Raw genomic sequence first — 24,277 nt, 5'->3', positions numbered from 1 at the left:
CGACACCGGGCCCGGCGACGCGGCGCCGGAGCGGCGGGAGCGGTACGCCAGGCTTTGGCTGGCGCCGGGCGTGGAGCGCGTGGCCGTCCTCACCGTCACCCCGTCGCTCCGGCTGCGGGCGCGGCGACGGCTGGCCCGGCTCCGCCGCGCGTGGGGCTGAGCCGCGGCCGAGGCGCTCGGGTGCCTGTGGCAGCATGGCGGGAGACCGGACCGTCGAGTCGAGAGGTGCCCGTGGCCACGTCCCCATCGCCGACCAGCATGCGGCTCGCCGTGTGCGGTGTGCTGCTCGCCCTCTACGTCGGGGTCGTTCTGGTGGCCACCATGTGGCCGACGCCGTTGGACGCCGGCTACGAGTCGGCGATCGCGCACGTGTTGGACATCCTGCACCGGCACGGCGTCCCGGAGTGGTTCGGGTACGGCAAGCTCGAGTTCACGGCGAACATCGCCATGTTCGTCCCGCTGGGGTTCCTGCTCGCCCTCACGCTGCCCGAACGCGGGTGGTGGGCGGTGATGCTGCTGGTGCCGGGGTTCTCCGCCCTGATCGAGTACACCCAGGGCGAGTTCCTGTCCGCGCGCTTCGCGTCCGGCTGGGACGTGGTCGCGAACACCGTCGGAGGCTACGTCGGGGCAGTGCTGGCGTACCTGCTGCGGGCCCTGATCCACGCCCGTGATCGGATGGTGGTTGCGCGGGCGTTGGCGGGCGACCGTTCGCGGGGTTGACCCCCCGCGCGCGCCTGTAGCCTTGGCGGGTGCCTGAGCCGCGAGAGACGCCGCCCGAGGGCGGCCCGACCCCGGAGGATGCCCGGTCCCCTGAGCCTGCGCGAAGGGCGGTGCGTCGTCGTCGACGCCGCTGGCCGTGGGTGACCCTGGCCGTCCTCGTCGTCGCCGTGCTCGGGCTCGGTGCGTGGCTGGGCACCCGGGTGCTCACCGTGAAGACCGAGTTGGAGGCGGCGCAGGCGTCCGTCCGTTCGGTGCAGGCGGGCAGCGGCGACACCGAGACGGCGATCCGTTCGATCGCCTCGCACGGAGCGGCTGCGGTCGCCGCGACCCAGGATCCGGTCTGGCGAGCGTTCGAGTCCGTCCCGTTCGTGGGGGACAACCTTCGGGCGGTGCGGCTCGCCTCGGAGTCGCTGGACGCCCTCACCGGGAAGCTGGCCGTGCCGGCGCTGGACGCGGTGAGCACCGAGAGTTCCACGCCGGTGTTGTCCAGGATCATCCCGGTGCTGCAGTCCGCGACGCCGAGGATCACGGCCCTCTCGTCCGAGATCTCCGCCGTGCAGACGTCGTCGTCGCTGGTCCCCCAGGTTCGCAGCGGGGTGGACCAGGTGGCGGGCGTGCTCGACACGGCCACGCCGATCCTCCAGCTCGTCCCCGGGCTGCTGGGTGCCGACGGCGCCCAGAACTACCTGCTGGTCGCGATGAACAACGCCGAGGTGTCGGGCCTGGGCGGCAGCGCGGCGTCCCAGACCCTCATGGAGGCCAAGGACGGCAAGCTCACGATCCTCACCCAGGCCTCGAGCCAGGACTTCGAGGAGAAGCTCCTCCCGAACGACGTGGGCCTCAGCGACGACATGATCGAGATCCTCGGCGACGTGATGTTCCGCCGGATCAACGCCTCGATGAGCCGGCCCGACTTCCCGACCGCTGCCACCTTGCTGAAGAGCTTCTGGCAGCGGGACATCGGCAAGCAGCAGATCGACGGCGTGGTCGCTATCGACCCGATCGCCCTGTCCCACATCCTCGAGGCGACCGGCCCGATCGAGGTCGGCGGCAAGAAGGCGACGAGCGAGAACATCGTTCGGCTGCTCCTCAGCGACGCCTACACGCTGCCGGACGTGGCCAACACCAGTGACGCCTTCTTCAAGGCCGTGGCGCTGGCCGTCTTCCAGAAGGTCGCGGACGGCCAGTTCGACCTGAAGAAGATGGTGTCGGCCGTGCAGTCCGGCATCTCGGGCGGCAGCATCCTGTTCTGGAGCGCGAACGCGGACGTCCAGGCCCAGGTGGCCACCATGCGGGTGGGGGGCGTGCTGCCCGCCGACAACACCGACCAGACCACGATCGGCGTGTTCTTCCGCGACGCGTCCAACGGCTCGAAGATCGACTACTACATGAAGTCCGCCGTCGCCGCCGGCGCGTCCTGCACGGCCGCGGGGACGACCGACTTCACCGCCAAGGTCACCCTGCACCTGGACATCTCCCAGGCCGCGGCGGACAAGCTGCCCGACTACGTCAAGAGCGGCGAGTGGGGATCGACCAAGTTCCTCACCGACGTGTTCGTCTACGGCCCGCCGGGAACCGAGGCGGGCAAGACCACGCTGAACGACGGCGACATCGGCCGCAGGGCGAGGGAGGACCTCGGCCGCCCCGTGGTCAAGGTCAGCGTCCCGCTGAAGCCCGGTGAGACCCGCACCATCACGCTCCACTTCAACGGCACCGATGGCGACTACGGCCCCCTCGAGGTCCGGACGACGCCGATGGTGAGCACCACTGCGGTCAAGCTCGACGATGGGGCTTGCGGGCGTTGAGGACGACGTAGGCAACCTTCAGGTTCCCGCTCACTGCATGCCGTTGGCGCGTGCCGGGCCCTGAGCTGTGCGAGCATGGGTGCCGCACAAGCACCAACAAAGGATCGTCCGAAATGCACCTCCGCCCCGCCCCGGCGGCCCTGATCGCCCTGAGGATCTGGCGAGGTCGCGATGCCGACGGCTGCGAGCCCAAGGGACCTTCGCAGTCGTGAGCGGAATCCTCGTGCACGAGTGGCTGTCGCCGAGCGGCGGTTCGGAGAACGTCTTCGAAGTCCTGTCGGACATGTATCCCGACGCAGAACGGTTCTGCCTCTGGGACGAGAGCAAGGGCCGATTTCCAGGCGTTCAGGAGACCGTGCTCGCGCGCACTCCGCTTCGGCGAAGCAGGGTCCTCGCCGTTCCGTTCATGCCAATTGTCTGGCGCCACCTGCCCGAGCGGGACGCCGACTGGGTGCTCTGCAGCTCTCACGCCTTCTCACATCACGCCAGGTTCTCGGGCCGTGCCCGCCGGGCCCCGAAACTTGTCTACGCGCACACCCCGGCGCGCTATGTCTGGACTCCCGAACTCGACGGCCGCGGCGAGGGTGTGGCGGCACGAGCCTTGTCGGCAGCGTTACGGCCAGTGGATCGCCGACGGGCGACGGAGCCCGTGGCGATCGCCGCCAACAGCAGGTTCGTCGCCGACAGGATCGCCTGGGCATGGGGCAGGGAGGCGACAGTCATCTATCCGCCGGTCGACGTCGCCCGGTTCACCGGAGACGAGCCGGATGTACCGTCAGCCGAGTTGGGTGTCCTCGACGCACTCCCCGCCGAATACCTGCTCGGGTTCTCCCGGCTCATCCCCTACAAGCGCCTCGACCTCGTCATCGATGCCGGGCAGGCAACGGGACTACCGGTGGTGATCGCCGGCAGCGGCCCGGACGAGGCGCGGTTGCGGGAGCACGCGGCGCGGACCCGTACCGAGGCTGTCTTCGTCCCAGCCCCGTCCCCGGCGCTCCTTCACCACCTCTACCGTCAGGCGCTGGCCCTCGTCTTCCCCCCGATCGAAGACTTCGGCATCGTGCCCGTGGAAGCGATGGCAACGGGTACCCCCGTCATCGCGAATGCAGTGGGCGGGGCGGCCGAGACCGTCATCGACGGGCTGACCGGAGCACTCGTCGACGCCTGGGGACGCACTGAACTCAGAGCGGCAGTAGAGCGCGCATCTGCAACAAGCGGCGCCGATTGCCGGGCACGTGCCGAGCAGTTCGGCACGGCCGTGTTCGAAGCACGGATCCGGACTTGGCTCGACCAGTCCGTCGCCGCCGGAGCCCCGACGTGAGGCACTTCGCTGTCCATGGATCGACACACGGAGCGCCGGCACCCCGTCGCGTCCTCGTTGACGAGCGCTGGAGCGGCACGCATGGTATCGGGCGATATTCCACCGAGGTGCTCTCTCGCCTGGGCGTGGAGTGGGCACCGCTGGGCCTGCCCGGCTGCCCATCGGCACCCTCAGACTTCATCCGAGCATTGCCGTCTGCCGCAAGAGAAGCCGTGGTCTACTCGCCGGGCTACAACGCTCTGGCCCGGGCCGACTGCCAGATCTTGACGATCCACGATCTCATCCATCTCCAGACGAGTTGGCCAGGTCGTGCGAAGTATCTCTCCTACTACAACGGGCCGGTTCGACGAGCGATCCGACGCGCAGGTGTCGTGCTGACGGTGTCGGAGACCTCCCGCCAGGCGATAGAGGCGTGGATGAACGACAACTCCGTCCGGGTGGTGAACGCTGGCATCGGCTCATCGGACGCCTTCCACCCTGACGGCAGAGTGGAGGCCTCCGCTGGGCCCTATTTCGTCTATGTCGGCAACCTGAGGGCTCACAAGAACTTCGACACGCTACTGCGGGCACTCCCCATGACTGACGGCTTTCGCCTGAAGGCCGTCGTTCCAGCAGGCGAGATCCTGCCGGCACAGCGCCTCGTCAACCAGGCCGGGCTCGCGCGCCGGGTCGACCTTCTCCACAGCCTCGACGACGAGCGGATCGCCGCCTGCTACAGAGGGGCCACCGCAACCTTCATGCCATCCCTGCTTGAGGGCTTTGGTCTGCCCGCCCTCGAGAGCGTGCAATGCGGGACGCCGGTGATCTTCTGGTCCGGCTGCCAGGCGGTGGCCGAAACAGTCCAAGAACGTGGTTGGCGTGTCCGTGAGGGGCGGGATCCAGAAGAATGGGCCACCGTAGCCCAGGATGCGCTGCAAGCTCAGCTCAGGGTTACGCCACCGGCCGCCAGCGCGTACGACTGGAATATCACGGCAGCCAAGATCTCAGGCGTCCTGGAAGGAGTACTCACCGGTGGTCGATGAGCAAAACGCGGCGAAGTGCGGTGGACGACACCCATACGTGATCGAGGCCATGCGGGGGCTTCGCGGAAATCGCGCCGTGTCCGGTTGGTCGCTGGTGGGCGTGATCATACTTCTGTGGATGTTCGGGTGGGTTCCGAATGTCCTCAATTTGATTGCGCGGGGGCGCCTGAAATTCACGTTCACGTCGGAATATTACGAAGATAGCATTCCAGCCGTGCTATCGGTGAGGGTGATCTACGCACTCCTTGTGGTTGGGCTGGCCATTGTCTACTGGATCGACAGCAGACCAACAACACAGCGGAGTTGGAAAGCGCTCATCCCAGCGCTGCTGCCGGCCGCGCTACTCATCTTCGTATCAAATATCGCCAACGGCGTCTACCCGACACAACCACAAGTGTTCATCTACGCGGCCGTCTGCGTCGCCCTCTGGATGCACGGCTCCGACCGAATCCCTCTGGTGACGATAGGCTGGCTCGTCATCGTGACCGCGACAGCCGCACTGGCTCTCGGTCTACTTGGCGTCGGGGTGCTCACCGATGCTGATGGCGTTTCCACCGAGAAGGCGCTCGTCTTCCCAAGTCTGCTCTCCGGGATGTACAGCTACAACAACTCTCTCGGAATGTCGTTGGTCGCGGCGCTTCCCTTCGTGCTCGTGATCAAGCCGCGACGCCTCGCCGCCATTGGGGCGGCGCTCGCTGCGATTGCGATCCTGTGGAGCGGTTCGCGTGCTTCGCTCATGGCCCTGGCGGCAGCGGGGGTCGTGGGCACGGCGCTCATGTTGACGAGGGCGAACCCGAGGATTCGACAGTGGTTGGGCACGCTCACTCTCGCTGCAGCGAGCATTGTCATCATCGCGTTGCCGTTCATTGAGCGTCACAACCCGAGCAGCTTCTCGTCTCGAGGGCGGCTCTGGGACGTCGCGCTCGACATGTGGATGCGTTCTCCAGTGATTGGGCTGGGGCGAGGCGTGTTCGAGCCCGATGGTGAGTTGTCACGCACGATCAACCTCGTGGTCGCCCATGGGCACAACTTTCTTGTCACTATGCTCGTCGTGGGGGGCCTCATCGGCGCCGCCGCCGCCGCGATTCTGGTGATTCAGGTGAGTGTGGCGTCGGTCCGGGCGCTCGACCTCTCCCTCGTGCCGTATCTTCTTGTTCTCATCATGCTCGTTCTGGGAGTCCTCGAGACGCCCAGCAACTTCTTTCCGTTCGAGCGGCCAAACACAACGTCCTATGTTACGTGGGTCATATTCGCGCTTGGCTTCTGGGCGACGGACGTGAACGGGTTCCGGGCGGCGTTCAGGAGAACGCCCGACCCACATGAGTCCAGCCCGGCCGACGCATGAGCAGCCGCTTGAGAATTGCCGACGACGACATCGCCGTTGGCGAACCCACACCACCTCTTGTCGTCTTCCTCGACCACACGAGCATCCTGGGCGGCGCCGAGCTGGGGCTCTGCCACTATTTCGAACGCCCGAGCACACGCTTCCGTCGAGCCCTGACCGTCGTGGAGACCGGCCCGCTTGTCGCGCGAGCCAAGTCGGCCGGCGTACGGGTCGAGGTCCTTGCCCGCGGGCCCGAGCGGCTCGGTCTAGTCCGGACGGTACTCAGACTGCGACGCCGACTCGAGGAGATCGGACCAGACGTCGTTATCGCAAACAGCTTGCGAAGCACGTTCATGCTGGCGCTCGCTTTGCCGCGCAAGGTGTTCGGCATCGCATATGTCCGAGAGGACCTCACCGCCAAGTCGCTCGGCCCGATGAAGCGCGCGGCCCTGAAGTATGCCGCGCTACCCCTGCTAGGTGCTGTCATCGCCAACAGCGAGTGGACCTTGAACAGTCTCGGAGCGAAGACCCTCCAGAGAGTCCCTCACGCCGTGGCCTACCCCGTGAGCGGGATCGAGACCGCCAATGCCCGGCCGGCCACAGGCCCGGAACCGCAACCCGTATTACGCGTCTTGTCACTGAGCCGGCTCTACGAATGGAAGGGCATCCACATATTGGTCGAGGCGGCGGCCCTCCTCGGTGCTTGGGGGCTCGCCGACCGCTTCGTGTTCACAATCGCCGGCGACGAGATCTTCGGATCCACCGATGACTATGCGAACCGGCTTCGCCGGCGCGCCGCTGAGATCAATGCCGAGATCACCTTCGCTGGCCACCTCGACGATGTGCGGCCGCTGCTCGCGTCCCATGACGTGCTGGCGCACTGCTCCATCACCCCGGAAGCATTTGGCCAGGTGATCCCGCAAGCGATGGCCTACGGCCTGGCCGTCATAGCGACCCGGCACGGCGGGCCGCTCGAGATCATCTCCGATGGGCAAGACGGCATCCTTGTGTCTCCCGGCGACCCGGTCGAGTTGGCGCAGACGTTGGCCGATCTCCTGCAGGCACCGGAGCGAGTTCGCAGTATCGGGCAGCGCGCCACAGCGTCTGCCAACCGGTTTTCGGACGCACGGACAGTGCCTGAGCTGGAGCGGACCATCACCTCATTGTGGGAGACCCGTGGCCGGCAGGTCTCGCGCTGAATCGAGGAGAAAGATGAAGTCAGCCCTACTCGGTCGCCCGAGGTCCGCCGCGATTCGCTTCTCCCTCCTGGCGGTTCCTCCAATCGTATTCTTGGCGCATCTCGCGGCGTTCCGCAAATGGATCGTCGACGATGCGCTCATCTCAGCGGCGTATGCACGAAGCGTTGCCGCCGCGGGGATCTATGCGCAAACGGTCAACGACCGGCCAGTTGAGGGGGTCTCCAATCCTTTGTGGACCCTCATGCTCGCGGCACTCAAGAATATCGGGCTCTTCGACTCGGGCCATCAAATATTCGGCCTGGAGGACTACATATTCATATTTCGGATGATCGCGTTCCTGTGCTTCCTGGCCACCCAGGCACTCATGACGCGCGAGATGATCGCGATCTCTCCGAGAAGTGGCCTTGTTGTGGCCACGTTCTGTTCATCGCTTCTCGCCCTAGCGACGCCTTATGTGACCTGGGCAGCGAGCGGTCTCGAAAATCCCGCCTATGGCCTCATCGTTGCAGCGCTCGTGGCGCAGCTCATCCGAAATGGATCCCGCGCACAGTACTGCCGCCCAACCGTGGCCTTGCGCGCGGCGGCACTTGCGGCCCTCGCCGCGGCGACCAGACCTGACGGGCTGATATTTGGCGCGGTATACCCGCTTGCATTCGCCGTACTGATGAGCTCGCGCCCGAAGAAGCATCATATTGCTGCAATCGGGGCCTACTTCGCCACCTACGCAGCTCTGGTCGGAGCCCTGCTCTCATGGCGTTATGTGACCTTCGGCCTCCTGGTCCCCAACACTGCGGTGGCCAAAGGACAGAGTCTCAGCCCCCTTGCGGCGGCCGAACGAGTTGTCGGCCTGCCTTCCGCGATGTCGTGGCCCTGGTTCATCGGAATGATGATATTGCTGGTCGCCGCCCTTCGGTGGGCACCCGGACACCGGCGGCTCATGGCGAGCGCTTCGGTGCCACTCATCCTGTCGGTGGCCGCCTACGGCGTCCTGGAGTCCGACTGGATGGGAGAATATCGCTTCGCCACTCCCGTCCTTGTCGCCTCAGCGATGCTTACCGCGCTGGCTCTCGTGGCGCTACACGAGGCGCCCAAGGTCGGTCGGACAGGGCTGGGCCTGAGACTGAGACTCGCGGTGGGCCTCGCGGGAGCGGTGACCGTGGCGGGGACTGCGCAGATCATGGCGGTTCGCACGATCGACTTCACCGAACGCCCAGCCTTGGCCGGTTGCGCGGTCGTGGATCAGGTGGGTCGCCTCTTCAACTCGTACGCCGACCTGCTCGGAGTGCGCAATGGCTCTCTCCTGACCCCGGATCTCGGGGGCACACTGATGACAAGCAGGCTGACGGTCTACGATCTCGCCGGACTGACAGAGCCCACGATCGCTCGCATGCGCGCGAGACACGACGACAAGGGCATCCGCGACTACACTTTCGAGACGCTGCGGCCGACATTCATCAGGATCCATCCGGCATGGGACACGGGTTTCAGCCTCGACCCTCGATTTAGCGCGCAATATATTCAACTCGGTCCAACCGGAAACTGGGTGAGAAGGGACGCCATCGACCCCAACTCCGTCGACCGGGTTGTCGCAGAGATTGACGGGCCACTTTCGGCAACAAACGGGAGCCCCCTGCGCGGCTGCGGGCCCCTCGTTGTCGGCCAACCCCTGCAATGAGTGCCCGACCTCGCTCTGCCGTGACTCGGGCTTGCGCCACGCCGTCACTCAGGTAGCACACGCTGCGCACGGAAGAAGCCCGCAAGCGCAACCGACTGAATGCACAGGACAACCACCTCGGTCGTGGCGACAGCCCATGCCGTGCCGTCAGCCCCGAATAGCTGGCCTCCAAGAATGATCAACGGCACAGCGATACAGAACCCCGCGATGGTGGAGAACGCCACGACTCGGAGCCTGCCCGCCGTGGCCAGACACTGTATTCCAGTGCAGCGACTCATCACGACGGCCACGATGACGACTGTGAACGCCACTATTGCCGAGCGGGACAGCGTCACTTCACCGTGGAAGAGCCATCCGGCGACAGGGTTCGCAAGGAGGACGAAGAGAGTGGCTCCGAGCAGAGCGACAGCTCCGTTGACAACGAGCGCAACCCTCATGCGCTTGGCGAGTTGTCGCTGATCCCGCGCCGTAGGTATCCAGCCCTGAAGTGCATAGTTGACGGGTGCCAGCCCAGCGAGCCCCGTGCGCGCGAGGCGCTCGACGCCTGCATAGTTGGCGACGGATGCGGTGCCGACACCCGTCAAGGCGAGGATCGTCGTCGGCAGGGCGACGTAGGCGCTCGTCGCAACCCGCGTGAGGAGTGGGTAGCCCTGCTCGCGCCACAGGCCAGCCAGTGACGCGCGGCCAACTCGCGGCACATGCACCGATCCCTTCACGACGGCAAACGGCACGACGGCCACAGCGCAGTAGACGAGAAGTTGCACGATGGGGAGTGTGACCAAGTCGGCGCCGTTGACGATGAGCAGAGCTCCCGCTACCGATGCCAGCGTACGTGGCAGAGAATCGAGCACGACAAGGAGAACGGGCCGGGCCAGGCCAATGTAGAGCCAGGATGCGGACAATCCCGTAGTCGACAGTGCCACGGCCGTGAGGGCGCCCGCGACGGGAAACTCCAGCTTTGAGAGATAGGTCGCCAACACCGCAACGGGGATCGTCAGCACCGCAAGTGGCAGACGTTGCGCGAGGCTGCGGAAGAACACCTGACGACGGGCCTCCACAGGAGCTCGCGCGAGCTCGATCGGCCCGGTGATATCCCAGCCGAGCGCCACCACAATCGCGGCGGCTCCGCCGACGGATTGCCCCACTGCCACACTCGCCCACCCGGCGGCGCCGAAGTGCCCTGACACTGCCGGGAGAGTGATGAGTGGCGCAATGATCGACAACAGCGGCCCAAGGGTGAAGATCAACATGCGCAGGCCTAGACGCCTCCAGCCAGGCGAGCGCTCACGGTCCTCCACGAGGTCAGTTGCCATCAGGCAGACCCCAGAGCGCGTCCTGGGCCCGGCTGCGGGACACGACCTCCGCGACGTCCCTGTGGGCGGGCCGTCCAGCCACGCCATCTGCGAGGGCCTTCACGACGACTCTCAGGTATGGAAGCTTCTTGGGTGCATTGTTGAACTGCGTTGCTGATGTCCGCGCGAGCGCGACCAGTATTCGTGCGCTGTTGAAGGTGTGGTTGTGACGAACCTCGCGGTACCACCAGATGTAGTTGCGAATATTGTAGTAGTTTCGTTCTCCATTATAGTGCGCGGGGCCAGGATTCTGCGCCAAATGCGCAATCTTTGCGTCGGGGACCGCGTACGCCCTGGACACGGATCCGAGGCGCGCAGTGTATTCCATGTCATCGTGCCAAATGAAGAAATCGTCGAGAGGTAGATGTGTCCCGGCCGCCACGGGTGCAGCGATCAGCGGCCCGACGAAGGTCGCGGCCACGATCGCTACGAGACCGCGACCCGCCGCCTCGTAGTGATCCGCGAAGCTCGAGCTCAAGGTCGGATAGTTGCGGGGCCCTGTTGCACCCGTCGCGTCCACGACCTGGGGAGCAACGAAACCGCACCCTTCCGATGCCGAGAGCAGGACCTCGAGGCAATCGCGCGCAGGGATCGCGTCGTCATCCATGAGCCAGATCCAGTCAGCGCCAAGAGTGCTGGCCCAGGCCAGCCCTCTCGCAAAGCCTCCCGACCCACCGAGGTTGGAGCCAGCCTCAACGAGGGCTAGGCCACCCGCCTCGGCGGCGGCTTCGAGGTAGGGGCGCGTGCCGTCGGTGGAGCCGTTGTCGATCACCAGGATTCGGTCCACGGGCCGGGTTTGGCCCTGCAATGCGCTCAGAACTTGCCTGAGCAGGTCAAATCGGTTGTAGGTGACAACCACCGCAACAACCTTCTCAGTCGTGTTCACCATCGCCTTTCGCCGGAACCGGAAGCCCGCCAATCATACGCTTGGGCATCGGCGCCTTTGGTCGCCCAGGGCCCCGGCTACGCCGACGGATTGCGCGACCGCGCACGGCTCAAGCCAACTTCAGTGAGCATGACCACATGCCCGTCGGTGCCGAGACACTCGACTGAAACAGATCAGCTGGCCGAGCGCTGCCTCGGGGTCATGCACCCATCCGGGGGGAACGCGCCAGATGTGGCCGCGACGCCCCCGTGTTCTCTGGGGAGGTTGGCGGCCGCGCGCTATCCGCCCCCGAATTGCTCGCGGATTGGGGCCGGGAGCCGTTCGGTGCCTGAAGCGGGACAACTTCGTACACCTTCGGTAGGTGGGAACACCGTTCTCCCAACCCGGAACTCTCCTAGACTTCTCCAGTCATGAGCGCCATCAACCCCGAGCATGGACGATCAGCTCACGTCGGGTCCTCCCGGCGGCCCCGCGCTGCCCACACCCAGGGACTCTTCCTTGCTGCCAATGACGTGCGGAGGTCGTTCTGGACGCGACGGTACGCACGTCGACTGATGTTCACCGACGCGGCGATCGTGGTCCTCACCCTCTCAGTTGCGGTGCTGGCCCTTCGCGCAGGTGGCACGCGCCGCATGGACGTGATCGGCTTCGAGCCGGTCAGTTACTGGGTGGCGATGGCCGTCTTCGCCGTTGTCTGGCTGCTCGCACTGAACGTCGTCGACTCTCGCAGTGAGCACGTCGTCGGCCACGGCATCGTCGAGTACGGACGCGTCGTGAGCGGCACGGTCGCGGGATTCCTCGCCGCGGTGGCGGTCGCCTTCTTCCTGAAGGCCGACCTCTCCCGCTCACTCTTTCTCATCGCCGCGCCCGTCGGCCTCCTTCTCCTGCTCGCCTCGCGCTGGCTGTGGCGGCAGTGGCTCAGGAAGCGGCAGAGCTTCGGCGCCTACCTCCATCGCACAGTCATCATCGGTGAGCCGTCCAAGGTGGAGCACATCGCCTCGATGATCCGTTCGACCGGAGGCACCGGGTACGAGATCGTCGGAGCCATCACGAAATGGGCGCAGGGCGAGCACGAACTCGACGGCCTGGAGGTCATCGGCGACTACCGCCGCGCCGTCGCCGCCATCGATCAGGTGCAGGCCGACACGGTGATCATGGCCAGCGCCGACGACCTCAGCCCGAAGGCACTGCGGCATCTCGGCTGGGCGATGGCCGAACGCGACGTCCAGTGGATCGTCGCGCCGGCGATGACAGACGTCGCCGGTCCCCGCATTCACGCCCGTCCGGTCGCCGGCCTGCCCCTCGTCCATGTGGCGTTTCCCACTCTGGACGGCCCCCGTCGCCTGATGAAGCGCGCCATGGACATTGTCGGATCGAGCCTGTTCATCCTTCTGCTCTCCCCGGTGATGCTCGTCGTGGCGCTCCTGGTCAGACTCTCCAGCAAGGGGCCCATCTTCTACTCCCAGGAACGGATCGGACGCAGCGGAGCCCCGTTCGGGATGATCAAGTTCCGCTCCATGATCCCGGACGCGGACGCCCAGCTCGCCACTCTCCTCCAGCAGCAGGGCACCAGCGACACGCCCCTGTTCAAGGTCACCGACGACCCCCGGATCACCCCGGTCGGCCGGGTGTTGCGCAAGTACTCCCTCGACGAACTCCCCCAGCTGTTCAACGTGTTGCGCGGCGAGATGAGCCTCGTCGGCCCGCGCCCCCAACGGCCGGCGGAAGTCGCCCTCTACGATGACATCGCCCAGCGCCGGCTCCTGGTGAAACCGGGCATGAGCGGGCTGTGGCAGGTCAGCGGACGCTCCGCCCTGTCCTGGGAGGACGCCCTGCGGCTCGACCTCTACTACATCGAGAACTGGTCTCCCGCCCAGGACATCGCGATCCTGCTGCGCACCTTCAAGGCCGTCGTGATGCCCGAGGACACCGCACACTGATCGGCAGGTCGTGCGCTCGTCGGCAGGCAGCGTCGATGATGTGAGGCGCGCATCGAGCTGCGCAAGCGTCCGATCCAAGGTCTTCACGGCATCGGGCAACCGGCCACCGCCTAGCTTTACCTCGACCGCGCCCCAGACTGGTCGCCGGGCGATCGCCCTCGAAGAGTCCTGCGATCCAGAGCCCTCGTGCGTGGACGGCCGGCGTCAGGGGGACGAGCGCGACGTCAGTCGCGTCCGTAGATGTCCCGGGTGTAGACCTTCTCGGCGACGTCGGCCAGGTCGGACGTGCGCCGGTTGCTCACGATCACGTCCGCGCGGCGCTTGAACTCGGCCAGGTCGCGCACCACCTCGGAGTTGAAGAAGTCGTCTGCGTCCAGCGTCGGCTCGTAGACGATCACCTCGACGCCCTTCGCCTTGATCCGCTTCATGATGCCCTGCACCGACGAGGAGCGGAAGTTGTCCGAACCGGCCTTCATCACCAGCCGGTAGATGCCCACCACCTGTGGCTTGCGGGCCAGCACGTCCAGGGCGACGAAATCCTTGCGGGTGGTGTTGGAGTCCACGACGGCGGAGATCAGGTTCTGCGGCACGTCCGCGTAGTTCGCGAGCAGCTGCTTGGTGTCCTTCGGCAGGCAGTAGCCGCCGTAGCCGAACGACGGGTTGTTGTAGTACTGCCCGATCCGGGGATCGAGCCCGACACCCTCGATGATCCTGGCCGAGTCGAGCCCGTGCACGGCGGCGTAGGTGTCGAGCTCGTTGAAATACGCCACGCGCAGCGCCAGATAGGTGTTCGCGAACAGCTTGATCGCCTCGGCCTCGGTGGACGGCATCAGCAGCACAGGGACGTCGTCGGCCAGCGCACCCTCCACCATCAGGGCGGCGAAGACCCGGCCGCTCTCGCCCTCGTCGCCGACCACCACCCGGGAGGGGTAGCGGTTGTCCTCCAGCGCGTGCCCCTCACGCAGGAACTCCGGCGAGAACAGGATCTTTCCCCCGGGGTGCGCGGCCAGCATCTGCTCGGTGAACCCCACCGGGATCGTGGACTTGATCACGATCCTCACGCCCGGATTCTCCGCCAGCGCCGCGTCGATCACGCTCTCCACCGATCCGGTGTCGAACAGGTTCGTCCTCGGGTCGTAGTCGGTGGGCGTCGCGATGATCACGAGTTCCGCGTTCCGGTAGGCCCCCGCCGCGTCCAGCGTCGGCGCGAGGTTCAGCCCGCCTCCGGCCAGCGCCTCCTCGACGTCGGCGTCCACGATCGGCGACCGCCCGTCGGCGATCAGCCCGACCCGCACCGGGTCGACGTCGACCAGCGTCACCTCGTGGTGGGCCGCCAACAGGATGGCGTTCGACAGGCCGACGTACCCGGCCCCGACCACAGCGATCTTCACGACTCCCCCTCCACCGGCACCAGGATCCTAGCCGGACATCGCCGCGCTCACCGGCCGCTCACCCGGCCTCACGCAGCCGCAACGCGACGTCGGGGACGTCGGTGAACACCGCGTCCACGCCCCAGCGGAACATCTGGGCGAGCCGGTACTCGCCGTTCACCACCCAGGGACGGATGGCCAGGCCGTGCTTGTGCACCTTCTCCACCGTCCGCTCCCGCACCACGTACCGGGCCGGCGGATGGATCGCGGCCACCCCCAGGTCGTGGGCGTACCGCCACGGGCGGTACAGCGGGTCGGTGTAGAGCATCGCCACCTCGCAGGCGGTCCCGAGGTCGAGCAGGTGCTTCAGCGAGTAGTGGTTGAAGCTGGACAGCACCACCCGGTCGGCGATCCCGTAGGCGGCCACCAGCTCGAGCACCTTCTCCTCCAGGCCCGGGTACTCCTCGACCGAGTTCTTCAGCTCGATGTTCAGCCGCACCCCGGAGGGAACCACCAGGTCCAGCACCTCGGCCAGCGTCGGGATCCGGACACCGGCGTACCCCTCCAGCCCCGCCGCGGCGTCCAGCCGACGAAGCTGCGCGAGGCTGAACCTGTTCACGTGCCCGTTGCCGGTCGTCGTGCGGTCCACGGTCTCGTCGTGGATCACCACCAGCTCCGCGTCCGCGGTGAGCTGGACGTCGAACTCGACCCCGTCCACGCCCATGTCCAGCGCACGGCCGAACGCGGGCAGGGTGTTCTCCGGCGCCTCACGGCTGGCACCACGATGGCCCCAGACCTGCGTCATCACACTCCCGTCGCCTATGGTCGGATCGTGACTGTACGCCAACCCACCCCGGTGGATGCCATCGCCGACGCCTACACCGCCCGCCTCGCCGAACTCGATCCGCTCGAGGCCACCAGCATGGGGATCGCCGGCCACGACCACCAGATGACCGACCTGTCGCCGTCCGGCCTGGCCGAGCGGGCCGACCACGACCGGGCCACCCTGGCCGCCCTGGCCGGGGCCGAACCCATGGACGACATCGACCGGGTCACGATCGCCGCGATGACCGACCGGCTGGGGCTGGCCCTCGAACTGGACGAGGCCGGCGAGACCATGGCCAGCCTGAACGTGATCGCCTCCCCCGTGCAGGGGCTGCGCGACGTGCTCGACATCATGCCGACGGCGACCACCGACGACTGGGCGAACATCGCCGCCCGGGTCAGCCAGGTGCCGTGGGCCGTTCAGGGCTACATCGAGTCGCTGCGGACGGCCGCCGCGCGCGGCGTGGTCGCCGCCGAGCTCCAGGTCGCCGAGTGCATCAAGCAGGCCGCCGAACTCGCCGACCCGACCGCCAGCTTCTTCGTCACGTTCCTCGCGTCCGCCGAACCGGACGGCGCCCCCGCGTCCGGCCCGCTCGCGAACGACCTGACCATGGCCGGCCGCAAGGCCGCCGCGGCCTACGGCGAGCTGGTCGCCTTCCTCGAGGACGAACTGGGCCCGCAGGCCCCCGCCGACGACGCGGTCGGTCGCGACCGCTACGCCCTGTGGTCGCGGGCGTTCGTCGGCGCGAGCGTCGACCTCGACGAGACCTACGAGTGGGGGCTGGACGAGCTCGCCCGGATGGCCGCGGAGCAGGACGCGATCGTCGCCGAGATCGCCGGGCCGGGTGCGTCCATCCACGACGCGGTCGCGAAGCTGGAGGCCGATCCGTCCCGCGTCCTGCACGGCAAACCGGCGCTGCAGGAGTGGATGCAGGCCACGGCCGACGAGGCGATCGCCGCCCTCGACGGGGTGCACTTCGACATTCCCGAGGCCATGCGGCGGATCGAGTGCATGATCGCTCCCACCGAGAACGGCGGCATCTACTACACCGGGCCGAGCGACGACTTCTCCCGACCGGGCCGGATGTGGTGGTCGGTGCCGCCGGGCGTGACCGAGTTCAGCACCTGGCGGGAGAAGACGACCGTCTACCACGAGGGCGTCCCCGGCCACCACCTGCAGATCGCCCAGGCCGTGCTCAACCGCGACGAGCTGAACACCTGGCGCAGGCTGGCGAGCTGGAGCTCGGGGCACGGCGAGGGGTGGGCGCTGTACGCAGAGCGGCTGATGCAGGAGTTCGGGTTCATGGACGACCTCGGCGACCGGCTCGGCCTGGTCGACGGGCAGCGGATGCGCGCGACCCGCGTGGTGCTCGACATCGGCGTGCACCTGCGCAAGCAGGCGCCCGCGCAGTGGGGCGGCGGCACCTGGGACGCCGCCAAGGCCTGGGAGTGCTTCAAGGCCAACGTCAACATGGACGAGGCGTTCCTCCGGTTCGAGCTCAACCGCTATCTCGGCTGGCCCGGCCAGGCCCCGTCCTACAAGGTCGGCCAGCGGCTGTGGGAGACCTACCGCGCCCAGTCGCAGGCTGCGGCGCACGCCTCCGGGCAGGAGTTCAGCCTGAAGGACTTCCACACCCGCGCCCTCAACCTCGGCTCGGTGCCGCTGTCGGTGCTGCCCCTGGCGCTCGGGCTGGACGGGTAGCCGGCCGCCGCGCGAATTCGTCATCGCCGCCCCTGCCGGCGATCCGATCCGCCTGTACCACCTCGTACGAAATCCTCATCGGGGGTTGTCGGACGCCGAATGCCCGCGGCTAGCGTCGAATCCTGGCGGTCCACGCGGAGGAGGAGACCATGACCGGACGCAGGATGCTCGCAGGGGCGATCACGATCGGCGCGGCCCTCGCCGCGCCACTCCTTGGCACGCCGACACCCGCCTACGCCGCGCCACCGTGCACGGCGGCGCCCGCGGGCCGCGATCTCAACGGCGACGGCTTCCCCGACGCCGCGGTCGGCGACCCGTACGCCACTGTGGACGGGCACGCCGAGGCCGGCACGGTCACCGTCCTCTTCGGCGACGCCGATGGACGGATCGGCGGCGGCGCCCGGCAGGTGCTGACCCAGGCCGACGTCGGCGAGACGCCCGAGGCCGGCGACCACTTCGGCTGGGCCGTCGCGGTCAACCGCACCGACAACGGCGGGTGCGCGGGTCTGGTGATCGGTTCCCCCGGCGAGGACGTCGCCGGGATGGTCGACGCCGGCATGGCCCACATCCGGACCTTCGACCCGCGTGAGGACGATCCGGATGCGATCACGGTCACCACGGTCGTGCAGGACGACGTCGGCGGAACCACGGAGGCCGGCGACGAGTTCGGGTACTCGGTCGCGGTGTTCGGCGGCTCCGACGAGGAGGCGGTCGTCTTCGCCTACGGAGCCCCCGGGGAGAACAGCGACTCGGGCGTGGTGAACCTCAGCCACTTCACCTTCGGCCCGGACAACCTGGCACAGGTCCGGCAGGGCTCGCGCGGGGTGCCCGGCACCCCGAAGGCCGGCGACCGGTTCGGCGAGGTGGTCGCCCTCGCCAACCTCGACATCGGCACGCACGACCCCGCCGACGACGACTTCGTGGTCACGCTGCTGGCCGGGGCTCCCGGCGACACCGTGTCCGGACGCGTGGGAGCCGGGTCGGTGACGGCCGTGCGGCAGAACCTGCGGGCGGCCAAGGTGTACACCCGCAACAGCCCGGGCGTCCCGGGGAGCGCCCACGCCGGTGACCGGTTCGGAGCGTCCCTGTCGGCCAACATCCTGCCGACGAGCCGGCTGGTGCTGGTGGCGGTCGGCATGCCGGGCGGCGACGTCGGTTCGGCCAGGGACGCCGGCAGCGTGGTCGTGCTGCGCAACACCGCGCACAAACTGGTGCACCGGATCACGCTGAACCAGTCCACGAAGGGCGTGCCCGGAACGGCGGAGAAGGGCGACGGCTTCGGCAGCGCCGTGGCGTTCCGGGACGACCGCGCCCTCGTCGTCGGCGTGCCGGGCGAGGACGTGGGCGACATCGTGGACGCCGGCAGCGCCCATGTCGTGCGGATCGGCGCGACGAAAATCTCGCTGCCGTACCCGACTCTCACCGAGGACGTTCCGGGAACAGCGGGGCAGGTGGCCACCGGCAGCCGGTTCGGCAGCACGGTCGCGGGGCTGAACTCGCGCGGCACAGGGCTGGAGACGGCCTTCGCCATCTCCAGCCCCTACCAGGACGGCGGGTCGGTGTACGTCGTCTCCGACAGCCACGACCCCCGATCCTGGGTGTCCGAGCACGGCGTCCGGTTCGGCCGGGCGGTCGGTTGAGCGGTCCGGACGCCGGTCCGTCCCTCACCGCGCCGGGCGGCGAGGGGCGGCCCGCGAGGATCAGAAGATGCGGTTCACCACCGAGGCCGGCGCGTTCAGCAGCTCCTCGATCTCGTCGTCCAGCCTGACCAGGGTCAGCGACGCGCCGGCCATCTCCAGGCTGGTGCAGTACTCGCCGACGTAGCTCTTCGCGACCGTGATGCCCTGCGCGGCCAGCTTCTCCGCGGCGATGCCGAAGAGCAGGTACAGCTCGCTGATCGGGGTACCACCCAGACCGTTGATCATCAGGGCGACCCGGTCACCGGAGGAGAACGGCAGGTCGGGGACGACCGCGCCGAGCAGCTCGTCGACGATCTCGTTGGCGCTGACCAGCTTGGCGCGGCGGCGTCCGGGCTCGCCGTGGATGCCCACGCCGACCTCCATCTCGTCGTCGGCCAGCTCGAACAGCGGGCTCCCCTTCGCCGGTGGCGTGCAGGCGGTGAGCGCGATGCCCATCGTGCGGGTCACCGAGTTCACCTTCTCGCCGATCGCCTTGACCTCCTCCAGCGACCCGCCCTGCTCGGCCTTCGCCCCGACCGCCTTCATCACGAAGAAGTTGCCGGCCACGCCGCGGCGTCCGACCGTCCAGGTGGAGTCCTGGACGGCGACGTCGTCGTTGATGAACAGCGTGTCCACCTTCATGCCCTCGGCCTCGGCCAGCTCCTGCGCCATCTCGAACGCCATCCGGTCGCCGGTGTAGTTGTTCACCAGCAGCAGGACGCCCGCATCGGAGGCGACGAGCTTGGCGGTCTGGTACACGTAGTCGGACGGCGGCGCGGCGAACACGTCGCCCGGACAGGCGGCGTCCAGCATGCCGGGGCCGACCACCATCACGTGCGCCGGCTCGTGGCCGGAGCCGGACCCCTGCACGATGCTCACCTTGCCGTTGTTGGGGGCATCGGCCCGCATGATCAGGTTGTACTCGGGCACGTACCTGATCGTGTCGGGGTTCGCGAGAGCGATGCCCTTGAGCATCTCCGGGACGAACTGCTTGGGGTCGTTGACGAACTTCTTCATTGCACTTCCCTTCGTTGGGTTTGCGGTTGTGACGACGCCCCGCGAGCGCTCACGGGCGCTTCGCCGGGGCCGATGGTGGGTGCCTCTCGTTTCTCGGCGACCGTGGGGCCTCAGCTCGCGGGCCAGGCGTCGGCCAGCGACCTGAGCAGGACGGCGACCGCTTTCGCGCCGGCGTCCACCGACCCGATGCTGCGTTCCCCGGTGTAGGACGCCCGGCCACGCATGGCCTGCAGCGCCTTGGTCTTCTCGGCCGCCTCGTCGGCGGTGGCCGCCATCGCCTCCACCGTCTCCCTCGCGCCGTGGCCGGCCGCGACCTCCGCCTCGAGGGTGTCGACGGCGGGGACGAGTGCGTCCAGCAGGGTCTTGTCGCCGACGTCGGCCTTTCCGCGAGCCTTGATGCCGTCGATGGACGCCCGCAGGGCGCGAACCACGTCCGCTCCCTCGATCTCGGGGTGCTCCTTCAGCTGGACACCCGCCCGCAGCATCGCCGTCCCCCAGATCGGCCCGGAGGTGCCGCCGATCCGTGCCGACGTGGCCGCGGCGATCTTGGTCAGGAACACGCCGGGATCGCTGCGGTCGAAGTCGTCCCACTGGTCGAGGACGATCTCGAACCCGCGGGCCAGCGAGTAGCCGAAGTCGCCGTCGCCGACCACGGCGTCCAGCTCCCCGAAGTACTGCTCATTGGCGACGATGTTCTCGGCGAGGTTGCGCATCACGAACTCGACGTCGCTGATGGATCCGCTCATCGGGCTTCCTCCTGGTTGGGTGCGAGCAGCTGGCTGAGGACATCGATCGTGACCATGCCGTCCGGGCGGACGCCGGCCGGCGCGGCGAGCACGACCGGCGGAGCCCCCGGCTCGCCGAGGTCGCTCACCACCAGGGCCGCACCGCTGAAGTCGTCCTCGGCGGTGTAGGTGCTGACCGTGACGACCGTGGTGAGCCCTGCGCCGGTGGACGCGCGGACACCGATCCCGGAGTCCTCCACGACCACGCAGCCGGCCGGGTCGAGGTGCAGGTCGTCGAGCACCTTCAGGTAGATGTCCGGGGCGGGCTTCTTCCTCGCCACGATGTCGCCGGCGAAGACGTGGACGGCCGCCGCGGCCTCCGCGCCGGCGGCGTGCTCGAGCACGGCCCGCACCGACGGCTCGGCCGAGGTCGAGGCGACCGCGACGGTCCAGCCCGCCGCGAGCGCCTCCGCGACGAGCCGGTGGATGCCGGGGCGGCCGGGCAGGCGGCCGTCGGCGACGAGCCTGGTGAAGCGCTCGGTCTTGGCGAGGTGCATCCGCCGGATCAGGCCGGGGTCGGCGCCCGGCAGCTCGGAGGCGATCCGCTCCTTGCCGCCGCCGATCCTCACCTTCTCCGCGTAGGTCGCGTCGTCCCACCGCACGGGCACGCCGAACTCGGCGAAGGTCTCGTTGAAGGCCGGCAGGTGGCCGTCCTTCTCGGTGTCGGCGAGCACGCCGTCGCAGTCGAAGATCAGGGCCGGCATCTCAGGCCCTGCCCGCGCTTCCGAAGACCTCGGCGAAGTGCCTGGTCATCGCGCGGACGTCCGCCGCCACGTGGGAGAACAGCGAGGGCGGATCCCACCTGCCGGAGGCCTCGGCCTCCCTCAGGAAGGCGAGGTTCGACTGCATGTAGGTCTCCTTCAGCGCGGTCGAGATGTTGACCTTCGCGCAGCCGCGGGAGATGCAGTCGCGGAACTGGTCGTCGCTCAGCCCGCTCCCACCGTGCAGCGCGATCGGGACGGGGTGCGCGGCGACGAGGTCGGAGACCCGCTGGAAGTCGAGCACCGGCGCCCGCTTGTAGGTGCCGTGGGCGTTGCCGATCGCGGGCGCGAACACGTCCACCCCGGTCGCCTCCAGGTAGCGGAGCTGGACCTCGAGAGTCTGCCGCTTCGACTCCTCGTCCGAGCCGACGCCGTCCTCCTGGCCGGTGATCGACTCGATCTCGCCCTCCACGTCCGCGCCGTGGCGGCGGGCCTCGGCGACGACCTCGACGGTCTGGCGCTGGTTCTCCTCCACCGGCAGGGCGGACGCGTCGAAAAGCACGGAGTTCCAGCCGGCGGCCAGGCAGTCGCTGATCACCTGCCGGTCGGGGCAGTGGTCGAGGTGCAGCGCGCACGGGATCTCGATGCCGGCGGTCATCGACGTCCACATCGCGTACAGCACGTCCACCCCGATCTGGCGGACGGTCTTCACCGAGGTCTGCAGGATCACCGGCGAGGACGCCTCGACCGCTCCCGCGAGCACGTTCTCGATGGTGAGGTCGTTGAGGATGTTGATCGCCGGCACCCCGTAACGCTGCTCGAAGGCAGGCTTGAGGATCTCCGACAGAGGCTGGACCGCCATCCCTGGCTCCTCTCGTCGCTGAGGGACGTGCCCCACGCTAGGTGGCGTCCCACCGGGCCGGTATGGGGTCTTCCCCCCACGCCGGCATGGGGGACGCCCGTGGGGGACGCCGAGGGCGGCCCGCGTCCGTCGCCCGCTCGGCGAGATCTCGGCGGCGTCCGCGTCAGGCGCGGGCCAGGAGTTCGGTGCGGGAGCGGACGCCACCCTTGCGCAGGATCGCGCTGACGTGCTTCTCCACGGTCTTCACCGAGATGCCGAGACGGCTGGCGATCTGCTTGTCGGGAAGGCCCTGGTCGATCAGCCGGCGCACCTCGAGCTCGCGGCCGGTGAGGCGGTCGCCGTCGACGGCGGGCAGGCCGCCGAGCTGGGCGAGGACGCCACCGAACACCAGCACGTCGCCCCGCGCGACGCCCACCACCACGCGGCCGAGCGTGGTGGCGTCCGCGTCGGACTGCACGAAGCCGCGGACGCCGGCCGCCGCCCAGTCCCGCAGTTCGGACTCGGGCGTGCCCGCGTCGATCACGCCCACCACTCCCGCCGACGGGCACGCGGCCCGCAGCCCGGCGACCAGGGGGGTGCCGCTCGCCCCGTCGACGTGGGTGCCGGCGAGCACCACGTCGGGACGGAGCAGCCGGACGGCCTCCACCGCCTGCTCGACGCCGGCCACCTCCGCGACCACCTGGACGCCGGGCTCGCTCGCGTCGAGCAGCCGCACCAGGCCCGCCCGCATCGCGGGCTGCGGGTGAACGACGACCACCCGCAGCCTCGGGCTGCCGGAGTGGTCGTTGAGGATCTCCCGGTACGGCAGGTCGGCCCGGATCCTTGTCCCCCACCCGGCGGTGGAGTCGATCCGCACCCGGCCGCCGACCTGCGCCGAGCGGGCGACCAGGCCGGTGAGCCCGACGCCGTGGCCCGCGACGGCCTCCGGGTCGAAGCCGCAGCCGTCGTCCTCGACGATCAGCGCGAGCCCGTCCCCGCCGTAGACCAGGCCCACCCGCACCGAGGTCGCCCGCGCGTGCTGCACGACGTTGGTGAGCGACTCCTGCACGATCCGCAGCACCTGGCCCTCCACGGCCCGGGACAGCGGCTGCGGGTCGCCGAACACCCGGAAGGTCGCGGTGAGGTCGGAGGTGGCCCGCACCCAGTCGAGCTCGAGGCCGATGGTCTCCTCGATCGGGCGCCCCGCGACCCCGGCCGGGCCGAGCCCCCAGATCGCCCTGCGGCCCTCGTTCATCGTCTCCTGCGCGGCGACCTGGGCCTCGATCAGCGCGGGCGAGGGGTCGGCGCCCCTGCTCACCGCGGAGTGGGCGTCCGCGATCCGCAGCGCCACGGTGGCCAGGCCGCGTCCGATGCTGTCGTGGACCTCCAGCATGGCCCGCTCGCGCTCGGCGGCGACCGCGGCCGCCTTCGCCCGCTCCGACGCCTCGGCGTGCAGCCGCGAGTTGGTGATCGCGATCGCGGCGTGGGTGGCGAACCGCTGCAGCAGCTGGGCGTCCGCGGCGTCGAACCGCTGCTCGTCGGACGCGGCGAAGACGATGCACGCCCCGATCAGGGTGGTCCGGACGAGGATCGGGACGCCGATCACCGCCCGGTGGTAGCGCGCCTCGTCGGGGCGGATGTGGCCCTTGCCGATCCGGGAGTAGCGGTCGAAGACGACCGGCTTGCCCGCCCGCGCGACCGCACCGGTGCAGCCCTCCTCGAGCGGGAAGATCCGGCCGGCCTGGCAGCCCTCGTCGAGGTCGATCTCCTTGCGGTAGGTCTGGCTGGCCGCATCGATCAGGCACAGCGACCCACTCCGGCAGCCGAGCAGCTCGACCGCGCTGCGCAGGATGCGTTCCAGCAGCGGCTGCAACCGGAACTCCCCGGCGAGGTCGTTGGCCACGGCGGCCAGCGCATCGTCCACCGATGCCCGTTCCCGGGCGTCCGCCTGCGTCATCGCTGCCCTCCCGGACGTGCCTTGCGCCAGCTTAGGCGTGCCGTCCGACCCGCGACAGGCCCCCTCTCGTCGCTGCTCCGGACGCCGCGTCCCGCCTGCTCGCTCCCGAAAAGGGGGTTTGCTCCCGGAATTCCGGGAGCAAACCCCCTTTTCGGG

At 68.6% G+C, this 24,277-nt stretch carries 19 protein-coding genes; 10 read left to right on the top strand and 9 right to left on the bottom strand.

Annotation, left to right across the window (positions count from 1 at the left end):
* Positions 1–231 precede the first annotated feature (231 nt).
* The 7 genes from QM633_RS15850 to QM633_RS15820 all read left to right on the top strand — a co-directional run bounded on the left by QM633_RS15850 (position 232) and on the right by QM633_RS15820 (position 9,066).
* Positions 232–720: a VanZ family protein gene (locus QM633_RS15850; protein WP_415154783.1), complete on the top strand. Its 489-nt coding sequence runs from the start codon at positions 232–234 to the stop codon at positions 718–720.
* Between the two features lie 29 nt (positions 721–749).
* A complete protein-coding gene (locus tag QM633_RS15845; protein WP_415154781.1) occupies positions 750–2,525 on the top strand; it encodes a DUF4012 domain-containing protein in 1,776 nt (591 codons plus the stop codon).
* A 208-nt stretch (positions 2,526–2,733) separates the two neighbouring features.
* Complete coding sequence (locus QM633_RS15840; RefSeq protein ID WP_415154779.1) at positions 2,734–3,846, top strand: glycosyltransferase; 1,113 nt, start codon at positions 2,734–2,736, stop codon at positions 3,844–3,846.
* Positions 3,847–4,058: 212 nt separating this feature from the next.
* Complete coding sequence (locus QM633_RS15835; RefSeq protein WP_415154777.1) at positions 4,059–4,868, top strand: glycosyltransferase; 810 nt, start codon at positions 4,059–4,061, stop codon at positions 4,866–4,868.
* Entirely contained in the window at positions 4,858–6,213 is a 1,356-nt protein-coding gene (locus tag QM633_RS15830) for an O-antigen ligase family protein (RefSeq protein ID WP_415154775.1), read from the top strand. The genes QM633_RS15835 and QM633_RS15830 overlap by 11 nt, the downstream gene beginning before the upstream one ends.
* Positions 6,210–7,391 carry a glycosyltransferase family 4 protein gene (locus QM633_RS15825; RefSeq protein ID WP_415154773.1) on the top strand — a complete coding sequence of 394 codons (1,182 nt, stop codon included), beginning with the start codon at positions 6,210–6,212 and terminating at the stop codon, positions 7,389–7,391. Before QM633_RS15830 ends, QM633_RS15825 begins: the two co-directional genes overlap by 4 nt.
* 91 nt (positions 7,392–7,482) lie before the next feature.
* Positions 7,483–9,066, top strand: coding sequence for a hypothetical protein (locus QM633_RS15820; RefSeq protein ID WP_415154771.1), 1,584 nt, complete (start codon positions 7,483–7,485; stop codon positions 9,064–9,066).
* Positions 9,067–9,110: 44 nt separating this feature from the next.
* Here QM633_RS15820 and QM633_RS15815 read toward each other — a convergent pair whose 3' ends face one another.
* Both QM633_RS15815 and QM633_RS15810 read right to left on the bottom strand, forming a co-directional pair.
* Positions 9,111–10,316: a hypothetical protein gene (locus QM633_RS15815; protein ID WP_415154769.1), complete on the bottom strand. Its 1,206-nt coding sequence runs from the start codon at positions 10,314–10,316 to the stop codon at positions 9,111–9,113.
* Between the two features lie 52 nt (positions 10,317–10,368).
* On the bottom strand, positions 10,369–11,277 hold the full coding sequence (locus QM633_RS15810) for a glycosyltransferase family 2 protein (protein ID WP_415154767.1): 909 nt from the start codon (positions 11,275–11,277) through the stop codon (positions 10,369–10,371).
* A 437-nt stretch (positions 11,278–11,714) separates the two neighbouring features.
* On the opposite strand from QM633_RS15810, the gene QM633_RS15805 reads away from it, so the two are divergent.
* A complete protein-coding gene (locus tag QM633_RS15805) occupies positions 11,715–13,244 on the top strand; it encodes a sugar transferase (RefSeq protein ID WP_415154765.1) in 1,530 nt (509 codons plus the stop codon).
* A gap of 224 nt (positions 13,245–13,468) precedes the next feature.
* Here QM633_RS15805 and QM633_RS15800 read toward each other — a convergent pair whose 3' ends face one another.
* Complete coding sequence (locus QM633_RS15800) at positions 13,469–14,635, bottom strand: nucleotide sugar dehydrogenase (protein WP_415154763.1); 1,167 nt, start codon at positions 14,633–14,635, stop codon at positions 13,469–13,471.
* 58 nt (positions 14,636–14,693) lie between these two features.
* Positions 14,694–15,419 carry a glycerophosphodiester phosphodiesterase gene (locus tag QM633_RS15795; RefSeq protein WP_415154761.1) on the bottom strand — a complete coding sequence of 242 codons (726 nt, stop codon included), beginning with the start codon at positions 15,417–15,419 and terminating at the stop codon, positions 14,694–14,696.
* A gap of 27 nt (positions 15,420–15,446) precedes the next feature.
* Between QM633_RS15795 and QM633_RS15790 the strand changes: the two genes are divergently transcribed.
* Both QM633_RS15790 and QM633_RS15785 read left to right on the top strand, forming a co-directional pair.
* Complete coding sequence (locus tag QM633_RS15790; RefSeq protein ID WP_415154759.1) at positions 15,447–17,141, top strand: DUF885 domain-containing protein; 1,695 nt, start codon at positions 15,447–15,449, stop codon at positions 17,139–17,141.
* 149 nt (positions 17,142–17,290) lie between these two features.
* Entirely contained in the window at positions 17,291–18,781 is a 1,491-nt protein-coding gene (locus tag QM633_RS15785; protein WP_415154757.1) for a hypothetical protein, read from the top strand.
* 60 nt (positions 18,782–18,841) lie between these two features.
* On the opposite strand, the gene dhaK is transcribed toward QM633_RS15785, so the two are convergent.
* From dhaK to QM633_RS15760, 5 genes are all read right to left on the bottom strand, one after another.
* Positions 18,842–19,837 (bottom strand): dihydroxyacetone kinase subunit DhaK, encoded by a 996-nt coding sequence (gene dhaK / locus QM633_RS15780; RefSeq protein WP_415154755.1) that lies wholly within the window; start codon positions 19,835–19,837, stop codon positions 18,842–18,844.
* A 110-nt stretch (positions 19,838–19,947) separates the two neighbouring features.
* The gene (gene dhaL, locus QM633_RS15775; RefSeq protein WP_415154753.1) at positions 19,948–20,583 is read right to left on the bottom strand and encodes a dihydroxyacetone kinase subunit DhaL; all 636 of its coding nucleotides are present in this window, start codon (positions 20,581–20,583) and stop codon (positions 19,948–19,950) included.
* Positions 20,580–21,326, bottom strand: a complete 747-nt coding sequence (locus QM633_RS15770) for an HAD-IA family hydrolase (protein ID WP_415154751.1) — start codon at positions 21,324–21,326, stop codon at positions 20,580–20,582. The genes dhaL and QM633_RS15770 overlap by 4 nt, the downstream gene beginning before the upstream one ends.
* Before the next feature lies 1 nt (position 21,327).
* The gene (locus tag QM633_RS15765) at positions 21,328–22,185 is read right to left on the bottom strand and encodes a class II fructose-bisphosphate aldolase (protein ID WP_415154749.1); all 858 of its coding nucleotides are present in this window, start codon (positions 22,183–22,185) and stop codon (positions 21,328–21,330) included.
* A gap of 163 nt (positions 22,186–22,348) precedes the next feature.
* Positions 22,349–24,121 carry a GAF domain-containing protein gene (locus QM633_RS15760; RefSeq protein WP_415154747.1) on the bottom strand — a complete coding sequence of 591 codons (1,773 nt, stop codon included), beginning with the start codon at positions 24,119–24,121 and terminating at the stop codon, positions 22,349–22,351.
* Positions 24,122–24,277: the final 156 nt, after the last annotated feature.

Origin of the sequence: Propionicimonas sp., from assembly GCF_047606205.1 — a bacterium.
In the GTDB taxonomy this organism is placed as follows: domain Bacteria; phylum Actinomycetota; class Actinomycetes; order Propionibacteriales; family Propionibacteriaceae; genus Propionicimonas.
This window is presented reverse-complemented; position numbering and strand designations above follow the sequence as displayed.